Source organism: Undibacterium sp. TJN25 (genome assembly GCF_049339885.1).
Lineage (GTDB): Bacteria > Pseudomonadota > Gammaproteobacteria > Burkholderiales > Burkholderiaceae_D > Undibacterium.
This window is the reverse complement of record NZ_JBMPPM010000007.1, coordinates 65898-78988: the sequence shown is the minus strand read 5'-3', so window position 1 is coordinate 78988 and position 13091 is coordinate 65898. Positions and strand designations below refer to the sequence as shown.

General features: G+C 60.2%; 12 protein-coding genes. 4 read left to right on the top strand and 8 right to left on the bottom strand.

Features of this window, described 5'->3' with window-relative positions; translation table 11 throughout:
• Positions 1 to 200 precede the first annotated feature (200 nt).
• The 7 genes from ACO0LO_RS18330 to ACO0LO_RS18300 all read right to left on the bottom strand — a co-directional run bounded on the left by ACO0LO_RS18330 (position 201) and on the right by ACO0LO_RS18300 (position 7735).
• On the bottom strand, positions 201 to 1178 hold the full coding sequence (locus ACO0LO_RS18330) for an aldo/keto reductase (protein ID WP_422966060.1): 978 nt from the start codon (positions 1176 to 1178) through the stop codon (positions 201 to 203).
• Between the two features lie 406 nt (positions 1179 to 1584).
• Complete coding sequence (locus ACO0LO_RS18325) at positions 1585 to 3501, bottom strand: response regulator (protein WP_422966058.1); 1917 nt, start codon at positions 3499 to 3501, stop codon at positions 1585 to 1587.
• Between the two features lie 121 nt (positions 3502 to 3622).
• On the bottom strand, positions 3623 to 4999 hold the full coding sequence (locus ACO0LO_RS18320; RefSeq protein ID WP_422966056.1) for an ATP-binding protein: 1377 nt from the start codon (positions 4997 to 4999) through the stop codon (positions 3623 to 3625).
• 17 nt (positions 5000 to 5016) lie between these two features.
• Positions 5017 to 6051, bottom strand: coding sequence for a SpoIIE family protein phosphatase (locus ACO0LO_RS18315; RefSeq protein WP_422966054.1), 1035 nt, complete (start codon positions 6049 to 6051; stop codon positions 5017 to 5019).
• On the bottom strand, positions 6048 to 6470 hold the full coding sequence (locus tag ACO0LO_RS18310; RefSeq protein WP_422966548.1) for an anti-sigma regulatory factor: 423 nt from the start codon (positions 6468 to 6470) through the stop codon (positions 6048 to 6050). The genes ACO0LO_RS18315 and ACO0LO_RS18310 overlap by 4 nt, the downstream gene beginning before the upstream one ends.
• A gap of 44 nt (positions 6471 to 6514) precedes the next feature.
• The gene (locus tag ACO0LO_RS18305) at positions 6515 to 6871 is read right to left on the bottom strand and encodes an STAS domain-containing protein (RefSeq protein WP_422966052.1); all 357 of its coding nucleotides are present in this window, start codon (positions 6869 to 6871) and stop codon (positions 6515 to 6517) included.
• A 6-nt stretch (positions 6872 to 6877) separates the two neighbouring features.
• A complete protein-coding gene (locus tag ACO0LO_RS18300; RefSeq protein WP_422966050.1) occupies positions 6878 to 7735 on the bottom strand; it encodes an STAS domain-containing protein in 858 nt (285 codons plus the stop codon).
• Positions 7736 to 8308: 573 nt separating this feature from the next.
• Between ACO0LO_RS18300 and dksA the strand changes: the two genes are divergently transcribed.
• Positions 8309 to 8686 carry an RNA polymerase-binding protein DksA gene (gene dksA / locus ACO0LO_RS18295; RefSeq protein ID WP_422966546.1) on the top strand — a complete coding sequence of 126 codons (378 nt, stop codon included), beginning with the start codon at positions 8309 to 8311 and terminating at the stop codon, positions 8684 to 8686.
• A gap of 229 nt (positions 8687 to 8915) precedes the next feature.
• Here dksA and ACO0LO_RS18290 read toward each other — a convergent pair whose 3' ends face one another.
• On the bottom strand, positions 8916 to 9290 hold the full coding sequence (locus tag ACO0LO_RS18290) for a hypothetical protein (RefSeq protein WP_422966049.1): 375 nt from the start codon (positions 9288 to 9290) through the stop codon (positions 8916 to 8918).
• A gap of 151 nt (positions 9291 to 9441) precedes the next feature.
• Between ACO0LO_RS18290 and ACO0LO_RS18285 the strand changes: the two genes are divergently transcribed.
• From ACO0LO_RS18285 to ACO0LO_RS18275, 3 genes are all read left to right on the top strand, one after another.
• Complete coding sequence (locus ACO0LO_RS18285) at positions 9442 to 9918, top strand: (2Fe-2S)-binding protein (protein WP_422966047.1); 477 nt, start codon at positions 9442 to 9444, stop codon at positions 9916 to 9918.
• On the top strand, positions 9915 to 12146 hold the full coding sequence (locus ACO0LO_RS18280) for a molybdopterin cofactor-binding domain-containing protein (RefSeq protein WP_422966045.1): 2232 nt from the start codon (positions 9915 to 9917) through the stop codon (positions 12144 to 12146). Before ACO0LO_RS18285 ends, ACO0LO_RS18280 begins: the two co-directional genes overlap by 4 nt.
• A gap of 85 nt (positions 12147 to 12231) precedes the next feature.
• Complete coding sequence (locus ACO0LO_RS18275; RefSeq protein ID WP_422966044.1) at positions 12232 to 13041, top strand: N-acyl homoserine lactonase family protein; 810 nt, start codon at positions 12232 to 12234, stop codon at positions 13039 to 13041.
• The last annotated feature ends 50 nt before the right edge of the window (positions 13042 to 13091 follow it).

Here is a 13091-nt window from a genome sequence, read left to right as displayed (position 1 = left end):
GTGTATCTCCTTCAGAAGTGCCTGTCGTGCGGCATGTTCACGCACGATGGCGGTGGGGCATAAAGGGAAGTCAATGAGGGCAAAAACGGCAGGGCATTACGGCGCCTGCCGTGGTTGCCGTCATGGTAACAGTGAATGCGCTGCCTTGCTTTGGCTACCGCCCTAGAGGCGGTAGCCTGGAAGGATGAGCTTAGTTGAGCTTAATAAGGTCCGCGTATCGCCGCATGCACATGGTCACGGTACAGGTCCGCCAGGCCCTGGTGCACGGCGGCCGGCAGCGGCGCTAGTGCCGAGGCGCTGGCATTGGCCTGCGCCTGCGCGGTATTGCTGGCGCCGGGGATGACGACCGATACGGCTTCATGGTCCAGTAACCAGCGCAAGGCCATCTGCGCCATGTTCATCGTGCCGGGCACAAAGGCGGCGACCTGTTCGGACAGCGCCACGCCGGTCGCAAATTCCAGGCCGGCAAAGGTTTCGCCGACATTGAACTGCTGGCCGTCGCGGTTGAAGTTGCGGTGGTCGGCCGCTGCAAAGACGGTGTCGCTGCGCATCTTGCCGCTCAGCAGGCCGCTGGCCAGCGGTAGCCGCACGATGATGCCCACGCCTTTTTCCAGCGCTTTGGGCAGCAATTCCTGCAGCGGTTTTTGCCGGAAGATATTGAAGATGATCTGCAGCGAGGTCAGGCCTTCCTGTTCCAGGCAGACCAGGCCTTCTTCCACGGTTTCCACGCTGGCGCCGAAGCGGCTGATCAGGCCGTCGTCGCGCATCTCGCGCAGCCAGTCGAAGATTTTACCGTCGCGCAGCACCGCAGGCGGCACGCAATGCAGTTGTGTCAGGTCCAGCTTGTCCGTGCCCAGCCGCTGCAGCGAATCCTGCGTGGCCTTGCGCACCGCATCGCGGGTGTAGCCGCTGGGGTACATCGCGCCGCGGCCCAGCTTGGTGGCCACGGTGATGTCCGGGTGGGTCTTCAGGAACTGGCCGATGGAACGCTCGCTGGCGCCGTCGCCATAGACGTCGGCCGTGTCGATAAAGCGCACGCCGGCATCATAGGACTGCTGCAGGATCTGCTGGGCGACCTCATTGTCCCAGTCCTTGCCCCAGCCCCCGCCGAGCTGCCAGCAGCCGAGGCCGATTTCAGGGACGGCCAGGCCGTCATTGCCGAGTTTTCTTGTGCGCATGGGATTTTTCCTTGTCTTCCTTGGATAAGCGGGAACGGGATGGGCATTTCTGCATGAAAGGCCCCGGATTGCGCATCTTAATCGCGGCAAGGCGGGCTTGCCAATGAAATATTGCGGGCAGGGGATATTGGTTTTGATATGGGGCTTGCCGTGACGGCGGAGGCCAGTGGTTTGCCATGCATATACATACCTGAAAAGTTCCCGGACTGTAGCCTGGGTGGAGCGTAGCGCAACCCGGGGCATGGCTCGTGGCGAGCCTTTCGGCTTTCGATGATGACGTATGCTTTATTCGTGCCAGCATCTGCTCCAACATCCAGCATTCGGGTTTGCTCCCGGATTTCGCTGCGCTGCATCCAGGCTACCGTTCTCCTTTTTTTGGAGAAGGCGAACACGGTGTTTGTTCTTTCTACAGCTTTTGCGCCAGCGAAGGGGCGAGTGCTTCCAGCAGGTGGTCCAGCTCAGCGGGTTTGGCGATGTGAGCGTCGAAGCCGGCTTCGCGCGCCTTGTCGCGGTCTTGCTGCGAGCCGTAGCCGGTGAGGGCGATCAGGCGGGTGGCGGCCAGTGCGGGCTGTTCGCGTAGCAGCCGGGCTGTCTGGTAACCGTCCACCACAGGCAGGCCGATGTCGAGGATGATGACGTCCGGCAGGTGCTGCAAGGCGCCGTCGATGGCGGAGGCGGAATCGCGGGCGGTAAAGGTTATGTGGCCCAGCGCAGCGAGCAGCATGGACAGCATTTCAACGGCGTCCTGGTTATCGTCCACCACCAGTATTCTCAGCACATCCTTGCCGGCGCTTTGCAGTGCGGCGGGCGTGTCGGCAGCCTGCGGGCTCTGGTCCACGCGCAGGATGGGCAGCTGGATGGAAAATGTGCTGCCCTGGTTGATGCCGGCGCTGCTGGCGTGGATGCTGCCGCCATGCATGCTGATCAGCCGTGAGGCCAGCGACAGGCCTATGCCCAGGCCTTCGGAAGCCTTGTCCGGCGCCGGCCCGCTTTGCACGAACATGTCGAAGATCTGCGTCAGGTTTTCCGGTGCAATGCCGATGCCGTTGTCGCGGACAGTGATGGTGGCCATGGGTTCGGCGATGTCCAGGCCGATATCCACATGCCCGCCTGAAGGCGTAAATTTTGCCGCATTATGGATCAGGTTGCCGACGGATTGCGCCAGGCGCACGCCGTCTCCGGACACCCAGACCGAGGATTCAGGCACATTGACACTCCACGTCAGGTTCCTGCCTTGCAGGATGCTGCTGGAAGAGTCCGCCGCCGACGCGACCAGCGCAGTGAGGTTGACGTCGGCCAGACGCAGCGCGATCTTGCCGCGCGAGATGCGCGCCACGTCCAGCAGGTCGTCTACCAGGTGGGCGAGATGGTCCACCTGACGGCGGATGATGTCGCGCGATTTCTGCTGCACTTCAGGCTGCCCATCGCCGGACTTGTCCATCAGTGCGACGGCATTGCGGATGGGTCCGAGTGGGTTGCGCAACTCATGGGCCAGCGTGGCCAGGAATTCATCCTTGTTGCTGTCTGCAGCCCGCAGCAAGGCTTCCATTTCCTTCAGGTTGGAAATGTCGCTGGTGATACGGGCGATGCGGTACACCTCGTCGCGCGCATTGCGCACCGGGAAGGCGCGGTCGCGCACCCAGCGCATGCGGCCTTCGCTGAGCTGCAAGCGAAATTCTTCGTCGTACAATTCTTCATTGACCAAGCCGGCAAAACGGTCGGCCACGCGCTCGCGGTCCTCCGCGTGCACGCTAGCGAGCCAGTCGTCTTTTTCCGCCAGCAGTTTTTCGGTGGAGCTTTCCCACATGCTTTCGTACGCGGGGCTCACATACAGTACGCTGGAGTCTTGCGCATCCAGCATCCAGAACACGTCGGCGATGTTCTCGGCAAACTGGCGGAAACGTTCTTCGCTATCCCTTAGCTGCTTTTGCGTGCTGCGCAGCCGCAGCAGCGCCCGCACGTTGGCGACCAGTTCGTCGGCTTCCAGCGGCGTCACCAGGTAATTGTCTGCGCCGCCTTCCAGCCCGCGTATGCGGTCTTCACGCTGCGTCAGCGCGGCGGAGGTCTGCAGGATCAGCACGGCGGCGGAGGCAGGGTCGGACTTGATGCGGCGGCATACCTCCAGCCCGTTGATGTCGGGCAGCCTGACGTCCAGCAGCACCAGGTCCGGGTCGTGGCTTTGAACCATTTCCAGCGCCTGCGTGCCGTTAACGGCTTCTATCACCGTGAACCCGGCGTTCTGCAGCACGCGTGTTTTTGCGTAGCGGGCGCCATGCTCATCGTCCACGTTCAGAATTACGATAGTAGGAGGAGGATTCATCATTAGCCTTCACCGGACTGGGTACAGACCCTGGTCCAAAAATATTGTTCATCGGCGGCACCGCTGCTGGTCTTGCGCCGCGTTTGCGCCGAATCCGCGTTTGTCTTCGCGTTTGTTTCGTAAGTCATACAGCCTGATTCTTATAGCTGAGCGGCAATATCAGGCTGAATATCGATCCTACACCTACGGTACTGGTCAATTTTACTTCTCCCTGCAACAGCCTGGCGAGCTTGCGGCACAACGGCAAGCCCAGGCCAGTACCTTTCACGCGGCCCTGTATCGGATGTTCGACCTGGCCAAATTCTTCAAAGACCAGCGAAAAATCGTCCGGCGCGATGCCGATGCCGGTGTCCACCACATAGAAGCAGATCGTAGCCTCTGCATGGTTAACCACAGCGCTGACACGCACGCTGCCGTGCTCGGTAAATTTGAGCGCGTTGGAAATGAAATTGCGCAATATCTGCGCCACCTTGCCCTCGTCCGATAAAAAAGGCGGCAGCAGCTGAGCGTCTGAAAATACCAGTTCCACATCGGGGTTGACCTTTAGCGGACGCAGCATGCCCTTGAGCGCGCTGAACAACTCTTCAATGTGAATATCCGCGCACTGCACGTCTTCCTTGCCGGCCTCGATCTTTGCCAGATCCAGCAGATCGTTGACGAGATCGGAGAGGTTGTTCGCAGCGCCGGCAATAAACTGCACCTGCCGCTCCTGCTCAAGCGTGAGTTCGCCATCCATCCTGTCCAGCAGTATCTGGGCAATCGCCCGGATGGAGCCCAGCGGCGTGCGCAGCTCGTGGCTGGTGTTGGAAAGGAAGCGCGACTTGGTTTCATCCGCCTCGCGCAGCCGCTCCGCTTTTTCTTCTATCTCCGCATACAGCGCGAGTACGCCTCGGTTAGTGTCTTCCAGCTCCTTGGTGAGCGACATCAGGTCGTCCTGGCGTTCACGCAGTTCGGCCAGCGTCGCTGCCAGCTCCTGGTTTTGCTGCTGGATTTCCGCGAAGGTGGAAGAAGCCGGCGTGTCTGCAAGGCGTGAGCCCAGTGAGGCAATCTTGTCGATATCCACTACCATGGAGGCAGCCAGGTTTTTACGCAGCACGACCACCGTGCCGGCGCCCGGCTCTTCCAATGAGGTGCAGACATCCATCAGGCGGTGCGCCGCCACGATCGCCGGATTTTCAACGGCGGCATTCGTCAGCGAAAGATTCACCGGGAAACCGGGCAGGGTGTCCTGCTGAGCGGACGGCGCGCGGTAGCCGCTGCCATTGTCCCGCACCGACACCACCAGCTGGCGGATTGTGCCGGCTTGCTCGAACGCGAAGGTCGCCCGCGCGCCACCCACTTTCAAATAAGAGTCCCGCGCCACTTCCGATACAGCCGTGGCAACCCGCACCTGGTCCTGCAAGCCGAAACCCAGCCGCCCAGAAATTTCCCGCGCGCGCTGCCGCACAGTGACTACATCTTGCTCACTGTTGATGCCGACGGTAAGTATTCTGATTTGCATGCTGAATGAATTTAATCCTATCCAAGGTTGCGGATGACAAGCGCCGTGACGTCATCCCTGCCGCGTTCAAAATCGCGCAGCAATATGCCTGCGATGAGTGCCGGGTGGCAAAAGGCCAGCCCCGGATAGCGTTCGATACCCCACTGAGTGTTGATGCCGTCCGAATGCAGGATACACAGCGCGCGCGGTGGAAACGGCAGCACAAACTCCTGTATCTTCCGTACGTTGTTGCCGACGATGCCGTTATGCGACATGATCTGCCTCCTGGAATCCCCATCAATGACATGGGCGCTGATATTGCCTATGCCGGCAAATGTCAGCGTGGAGTCCGCCAGATTGATCTTCGCCACCGCCAGCGCTGCGCCACGGGTGGCACGCAGTGCAGTATGCGCCCCTTTGACCAGGTCTTCGCAGCTGTCGCCGGGACGATCTCTCAAGACCGCAAGGGCGGCGGCAGATGCCGCGGCCGCATCCGGGCCGTGGCCCAGGCCGTCCGACACCATGACGGAAAATTGCTCTGCCTGCTCTCCTTGTGTTCTTTCGCCGGCAATTGCCCAGGCATCGCCGCACACATCCTCGCCGTGCATGGGCACGCAGATGGCGCCGCTCTGGATACCGCCTTCCTGGCCGGCTTTTGGCGCTGTTTGCCAAACGCGCACAAAAAACGCCGTGCCTTTGCCGGCGGCAGTGTACACATCAAATTCATCGGACAGCCGGCGCAATGCGCCCAGGCCGTTGCCGGAAGTGCCGGTGCTGGAGTTTCCGTCGAGGAAGGAAAAATCCAGGTTGGCGATGCCAGGTCCCTTGTCCAGCGCCAGCAGTTCAATGGCATCGAGCCCGTTTATCCTGGCCTGGGAGACAATCAGCCGGCCTCCCTGTGCATGCTTGAGCATATTCGTTGCCAGCTCGGTCACCAGGATGGCCAGGCGGCCGGCTCGTATATCGTCCAGTTGCAAAGACTCGGCCAACTGCTGGCCGAAGCGGCGCGCAGCGGAAACTTCGCTGGCATGGGCGATGTCGAAATGCCGTTGTTCTAATAAGGAGCTATTCATCGTTTCCACTTGGAAATTGTGACAGCGGTTCCTTCTCCGAATCGGGTATAGATGTCGAATTCATCGACCAGTCTTTTGGAGCCGCCCAGGCCAAGCCCAAGACCGCCGCCGGAGGTATAGCCGTCTTCCAGTGCCTTGCTAACATTTTCTATTCCAGGCCCTTCGTCTATAAACATGAACTGGATTCCATGGCCGGCTCCGTCAGACAGTTCTGCTACAAATACATCCCCGCCGCCGCCGTATTTAATGGTGTTGCGGGCCAGCTCGCTGGAAGCGGTGACGAGCTTGGTCTGGTCCACCAGGCTCAGCTTGAGGGCGAGCGCTTTTTCTCGAACCATTTTTCTGACAGCAACGACATGTTCGTCAGAGCGCAGCGGCAGAACCAATGTCGGCGTCGTTGTCCTGCTGCGCGCTGCCAGCGCCCTGTATGCAAAAGAGTCTTCAGGAGGGGGAGTGAAAGGGTTCAAGAGAATTTTTTCCCCAGCAGCGTCATCCCTTTTTCCACGTTCAATGCCGTCATGACGCCTGTCAGCGTCAAGCCCAGTTCCACCAGCGTGATGGCCACGGCAGGCTGCATGCCGACCACGACGGTGCGTGCATCCAGCACGCGCGCCATGGCAGCCGTATTGCTGATCATGCGGCCGATGAAGGAATCCACCAGGTCCAGCGCCGAAATATCGATCAGCACGCCCTTGGCGTTGTCCGACACGATGCGCGCGGTGAGGTCGTCCTGCAGTGTCATGGCCAGCCTGTCATGCATATCGACCTGGATGGTGACGAGCAGCAGATCTCCCATCCTCAAAATAGGTATGCGTTCCATTGTGGCTTATTCCTTGGTGTTGATGATGGAAGCGCCGGTGCGCTTGAGCGCCACCAGGAAGGCATCTGCCAGCGTTGCCTTGGTGACCACGTCTTCCAGGTTGACACCCAGGTGGACGATGGTTTGCGCAATCTGCGGGCGTATGCCGCTGATGATGCAGTCGGCACCCATCAGGCGGGCGGCGGCAATGGTTTTCATCAGATGCTGGGCCACCAGCGTATCCACGGTGGGCACGCCGGTGATGTCGATGATGGCGATCGCCGCGCCGGTTTCCACGATCTTTTGCAGCAGGCTTTCCATGACGACCTGGGTGCGGGCGCTGTCCAGCGTGCCGATCAGCGGCAGCGCCAGCACGTTTTCCCATAGCTTGACGACTGGCGTGGACAACTCCAGCAGCTCCTGCTGCTGGCGCACAATGATCTGGTCGCGGGTTTTCTGGAAGGCTTCCATCGTGAACAGGCCCAGCTTGTCCAGTACGGCGGTAATTTTCAGCGTGGAGGCGGCAATCACAGCCGGGTCTTCCTTGAAGTCGGCCACCAGGCGGTCAAACAGCACTTGCTTCAGTGAAAAGACAAACATTGCCGTCTCTCCCGGGCTGGCGCCTTGCTTGGCGCGGCTGGCGGACATGTCTGCCAGCACATGGCGTGTTTCGTCCCAGGCAGCGGTATTGAGGTTGCCTGCAGGATCATTTTGCGCTGCGGTGCTGAGTACGGTCAGAAATTGCGAACACTGGCGGCGAACCTCGTTGCCATCGGCATCGCCGCGCGTGGCATTGCCCTTCAGATTCTGTACCCACTCTTCGCGGATTTGTTCTTCGTTAGTACGGATCAGGTCGCTGATGTTGCCGGCAGTGGAGGTTGGCATTGAATTCCCTTTAATGAGCGATAAAAGTTTCGACAGAACTTCTGTTTTGATTAGCTGATCAATATAACATCAAGGCAGGGCGCGCCAACAGGTAATTACAGGGGGGCTGCCCTTGCACAACAGTTTGCCGTAAAGGGCAAATCTCGTGAAACTTAATAAAAATAAGGGCGTGGCATCGTGTGTAGTCCCAATCCTACAAATTTTGACTTTGCAATCCTACGAGGCCGGAAAAATGAAAATGCTTGCCGCGCGCTGCGAATGCTCTTGCTTTCGGTGCGTAGGAAACTGCTGACAAGTGTTCCCGCTATCGGCTTGTGGAATTTGTATGGCGTGCTTGCTATAGTCTGCTCCACCGAATTACCGGCAATCGCAGCCCGCAAGGCCTATACTGCAAGACAGGCCAGCAGGATAGGCCTTGAATAAAGGCATACGGCGCGCCGGAAATACCTGAACCTCACATTATCTGGAGTCGATATCATGGACGCTACGCGTACAAACACAAAAACAGCCTCGGCAAAAGCCGGCAACGCCGCCTCTGCTTTCCGGCCGCTGAGCGAGCAGGATATCCTGGCCATGGGCGACAAGGATTACATGAATGCGGCGCAGCTGGCCTTCTTCAAATCGCGGCTGCAGGAAATAGAACAGGACCTGATCCGCAATGCCAATGAAACGTCCGAGCACTTGCGCGAGAACGAACTGGTGTCCGACCCGGCAGACCGCGCCACGGTGGAGGAAGAGCATTCCCTGGAACTGCGTACCCGCGACCGCGAGCGCAAGCTGCTGAAAAAAGTGCAGCAATCCATCGCCAGCATAGACGAAGGCGATTACGGCTGGTGCGAAGCCACCGGCGAGCCGATAGGCGTGCGCCGCCTGCTGGCCAGGCCCACTGCCACGCTGACCATAGAGGCGCAGCAAAGGCATGAGCGGAAGCAGAAGATGATGGGGCACTAAGAAGTTATTGCGAGCATGCATTCTAGTAGGGTGCAATAGCAAAGCGTATATTGCACCGAACCCGCCGGACAACGTTTGCTTATTATTCGGACTAAATGCGGTGCAATACGCTGCGCTATTGCACCCTACGTATCGGGGCAGTAGTCTATTCCGTAGCATCGAAAAAAATCCCCGGCACTTTAATGGTGCCGGGGATTTTTTTTGCGCGAAAGATGAGTGCGGCTTGCAATTACAATTGGCCGGCAGGCACTTCGCGTTCATAGGCGATATTTTCTATCGCATATTTCTTCATCAGCTCGGCATTGATATGTACACCGATCTCGTCCGGATGGATGGTTTTGACGATGATGCGCAGCAGTTCGTAGTCGGAAGGCGGGTGGTCGGCCTGGAAGGTGATGCGCTTGCGGTCAGGATCGCCGACAATTTTATAAGACGCTGCATAGGTCGGCATGGTGGCTTTCGGTGAGTGGGCGAAGTTCATCATACACCCTGGCGGCGCGCGCCCGGCATTTTCCGCCGATATCCCGCCTGTCTTGCCTTGTTCCGACCTTGTTCCGGCCTTGTCCGGCCTTGTTCGGGCCACGTCCTTGCCCAGCCCCGACATTTTTCTGATCTTTCCCCGGCGTTCCTCGGCCGGGGCCGTTTCCGGCCCGCCGCCATGTTGTCTTAAAACGAGGGCTATATGACATTTTCTCAAAACGGCAATCGGTGATCATATTTTTCAGGAAAATATTGAAACTGCGAGGGATGCCAGTATGTTGACAGTTGATGGAGTAGAGCGGCGGGTGGATGTGGATGGCGATACGCCGGTATTATGGGTATTGCGTGATGTGCTGGGCATGACCGGCACCAAGTTTGGCTGCGGCCTGGGCCTGTGCGGCGCCTGTACCGTGCATGTGGACGGAGTGGCGACACGTTCCTGCATCACCACCGTGGAATCGGTCAGCGGCGCGAAAGTGGACACCATAGAGTCCCTGGCCGGCACCCGTGCCGGCGCGGCGCTGCAAAAGGCCTGGCTGGACTTGGACGTGGTGCAATGCGGCTACTGCCAGTCCGGCCAGCTGATGTCGGCGGCGGCGCTGTTGGCGCAGAACCCTGCGCCCAGCGATGCCGACATTGACGCCGCAATGAGCGGCAATATCTGCCGCTGCGGCACGTATCTGCGCATACGCGCCGGCATCAAGCATGCCGCTGCTGCTCTTGGCGCCACTTCCATGAAGGAGCCCGCATGATTTTCGACCGGCTTGAGCGCCTTGCCCGACCTGCTTTTTCGCCGGAAGCTGGCCCCGACAAATCACGCCGTAATTTCCTGAGCGTGAGCCTGGCTGCAGGAGGCGGCCTGCTGATTGGCGTCGGCTTCAATGCATTTGCCGCATCTGCATCTGCATCCACACCCACGCCCGAGGCAGCATCCGTTGCCGACGGTGCGTTCATACCCAATGCTTTTGTGCGCATTGCCCCGGACGGCCAGGTGACGGTGACCATGGCTTACATTGAAATGGGGCAGGGCCCTTATACCTCCATCCCCATGCTGATTGCCGAAGAACTGGAAATTGATATCAGATCGGTGCGGCTGGAGCATGCGCCGCCGAGCGACAAACTGTACATGAACCCCCGGCTGGGTTTTCAGGTGACAGGCGGCTCCACGACGATACGCGCGGCGTTTGAGCCTATGCGGCGCGCCGGTGCGGCCGCACGGGTCTTGCTGGTGGAGGCCGCGGCTCAGCGCTGGAAGGTCGATGCTGCATCCTGCCGCGCGGAGCTGGGCGAGGTTATCCATGGGCCCAGCGGCCGCAGGCTCAAATACGGCGCGCTCGCAGGCGACGCGGCCCGCCTGGCTGCGCCGGATCCGCAGAAGCTTGTACTGAAGCCGCTGGACCAGTTGAAGCTGGTGGGCACGCCTGTCAAGCGGCTGGATGCGCCGGCCAAGGTCAACGGCACGGCAATGTACGGCATTGATGTCCGGCTGCCGGGCATGAAGGTCGCCACGCTGGCGCAGTCGCCGGTATTTGGCGGACGCCTGCGCAGCGTGGACGACAGCAAGGCCAGGGCCGTGCGCGGCGTGCGCCAGATCGTGCGGCTGGAGGACTGCGTGGCAGTGGTCGCCGACCATATGGGCGCGGCAAAGAAGGGCCTGGCGGCGCTGGCCATTGAATGGGATGAGGGCCCGAATGCAAAACTGAGCACGGCGGACATCGTCAATTCCATGCGCGAGGCGTCCAGCCGGCCGGGCGCGGTGGCGCGCAACGAGGGCGATAACGCCGCGGCGATGGCCGCGGCTGCGACGCGGCATGAGGCGGTGTACCAGGTGCCCTTCCTGATCCATGCGGCGATGGAGCCGTTGAACTGCACCGTGCACGTGCGCAAGGACAGCTGCGAAATCTGGGTTGGCACCCAGGTCATCTCGCGTGCGCAGTCTGCGGCGGCGGCCGTCACCGGCCTGCCGCTGGAGAAAGTGATCGTGCACAACCACTTGCTGGGAGGCGGCTTCGGCCGACGCCTGGAGTTTGACAGCGTAACGCGCGCCGTGCAGATCGCGAGGCAGGTGGAAGGCCCGGTCAAGATCATCTGGACCCGGGAAGAAGACGTGCAGCACGATATGTATCGACCCTATTTTTACGACCGCATCAGCGCCGGGCTGGATGCTGAGGGCATGCCCGTGGCGTGGCACCACCGTATTACCGGCTCTTCCATCCTCAAGCGCTGGCTGCCGCCGGCCTATAACAAGGGCTTTGACCCGGAGACGATAGACGGCGCGGCATCGCCGCCGTATGCGCTGCCCAATATCCTGGTGGATTACGTCAACCATGAGCCGCCGGTGCCGACGGCATTCTGGCGCGGCGTCGGCCCCACGCATAACATCTTTGTCGTGGAAAGCTTTATCGACGAGCTGGCTGCGGCGGCTGGGCAAGACCCGGTGGCTTACCGCATGGCCTTGCTGGACAAGAATCCACGCGCAAGGGCAGTGCTGACGCTGGCGGCAGAAAAAGCCGGCTGGGGCAAGGTGCTGCCGGCGGGGCAGGGGCGTGGCGTGTCGCTGCAATTTGCCTTCGGCAGCTATCTGGCGCTGGTGGCGGATGTCGCCGTGTCCGACGAGGGCAATGTCTCGGTCAGGCGTGTAGTATGTGCAGTCGATGCCGGTGTCATCGTCAATCCCGATACCGTACAGGCCCAGTTGCAGGGCGCCGTCATCTTCGGCATTTCTGCCGCGCTGTATGGTGAGGCAACCTTGAAGGATGGACGCATCGAACAATCCAACTTCCATGATGTGCGGGTAGTGCGCATGGACGAAGCGCCGCTGATAGAAACGTATGTCGTCGCCAGCACGGAAGCGCCGGGTGGCATGGGTGAACCCGGCACCTCGGCGCTGGCGCCTGCGGTGACCAACGCTATCTACGCAGCGACCGGCAAGCGCCTGCGGAAGCTGCCGGTGGATCCAAACCAGCTGAAGAAGGCCTGAAGAAAAATTGAAAAGAAGAACTGAAAAGAATACCTGAGTCCGGGCGCCCAGGTAAAAACAGACGAAAGATCACAGGAGAAAACGGATGAAACTGATACCACTACTGGCGCTTGCGCTGTGCTGCGCTGGCGGCGCTGTGCAGGCTGCAACAACGGCAGACAGATTGTATGTGCTCGATTGCGGCGAAGGCCATGCGGACGACCAGTCGCTGTGGACGCCGGGCGAGAATGTGGGCAAGAAGGTGGACATGTCGGAGAACTGCTACCTGATCCGGCACGGCAGCGAATGGCTGCTGTTTGACACCGGCCTGGCCGACAGCGTTGCGGACCACCCTGAAGGAACGCGCATAGAGCAGATCAAGACGACCTGGTTCCGTAAGGCCAGGCTGGCCGATGAGATTGCGCAGCTGGGCTTGAAACCTTCCGACATCCAATGGCTGGCGCTGTCCCATTCGCACCCGGACCATACCGGCAACGTAGAGCTGTTTCCCAAGGCGACATTGCTGGTGCAGGCGGCGGAATACACCTGGCCGGCACTGGACGGCGGCCCGCGCTTCTTGCCGGCGCATCCGGCCAAACAGCTGAATGGCGACTATGATGTGTTCGGCGACGGCAGCGTGGTGATACTGTCCACGCCGGGGCATACGCGCGGCCACCAGTCGCTGCTGGTGCAACTGGCAACGACCGGCGCCGTGGTGCTGAGCGGCGATGCGGTGCATTTCCAGCAAAGCTGGGAACATCAATGGGTGCCGAGCCAGAATGCGGACGCCGATGCCACGCGTGCGTCCATGCGCAAGATCAGCGACATCCTGGCCCGCGAACATGCGCAGCTATGGATCAACCATGAAATGCGCCAGAGCCGCAGCCAGCGCTATGCGCCCGCGTTTTACGACTGAGTTTTTTCTTTTTTTCTCTTGCGGGCAGTAGCTGCATTGTTTTTGCCGGG

Bases quoted from the DNA above. Each gene is read 5' to 3' on its own strand.
- dksA (WP_422966546.1), top strand. From the start codon at position 8,309: ATGGGCGACAAGGATTACATGAATGCGGCGCAGCTGGCCTTCTTCAAA.
- ACO0LO_RS18290 (WP_422966049.1), bottom strand. From the start codon at position 9,290: ATGTCGGGGCTGGGCAAGGACGTGGCCCGAACAAGGCCGGACAAGGCC.
- ACO0LO_RS18315 (WP_422966054.1), bottom strand. From the start codon at position 6,051: ATGAATAGCTCCTTATTAGAACAACGGCATTTCGACATCGCCCATGCC.
- ACO0LO_RS18275 (WP_422966044.1), top strand. From the start codon at position 12,232: ATGAAACTGATACCACTACTGGCGCTTGCGCTGTGCTGCGCTGGCGGC.
- ACO0LO_RS18285 (WP_422966047.1), top strand. From the start codon at position 9,442: ATGTTGACAGTTGATGGAGTAGAGCGGCGGGTGGATGTGGATGGCGAT.
- ACO0LO_RS18320 (WP_422966056.1), bottom strand. From the start codon at position 4,999: ATGCAAATCAGAATACTTACCGTCGGCATCAACAGTGAGCAAGATGTA.
- ACO0LO_RS18330 (WP_422966060.1), bottom strand. From the start codon at position 1,178: ATGCGCACAAGAAAACTCGGCAATGACGGCCTGGCCGTCCCTGAAATC.
- ACO0LO_RS18300 (WP_422966050.1), bottom strand. From the start codon at position 7,735: ATGCCAACCTCCACTGCCGGCAACATCAGCGACCTGATCCGTACTAAC.
- ACO0LO_RS18305 (WP_422966052.1), bottom strand. From the start codon at position 6,871: ATGGAACGCATACCTATTTTGAGGATGGGAGATCTGCTGCTCGTCACC.
- ACO0LO_RS18280 (WP_422966045.1), top strand. From the start codon at position 9,915: ATGATTTTCGACCGGCTTGAGCGCCTTGCCCGACCTGCTTTTTCGCCG.
- ACO0LO_RS18325 (WP_422966058.1), bottom strand. From the start codon at position 3,501: ATGATGAATCCTCCTCCTACTATCGTAATTCTGAACGTGGACGATGAG.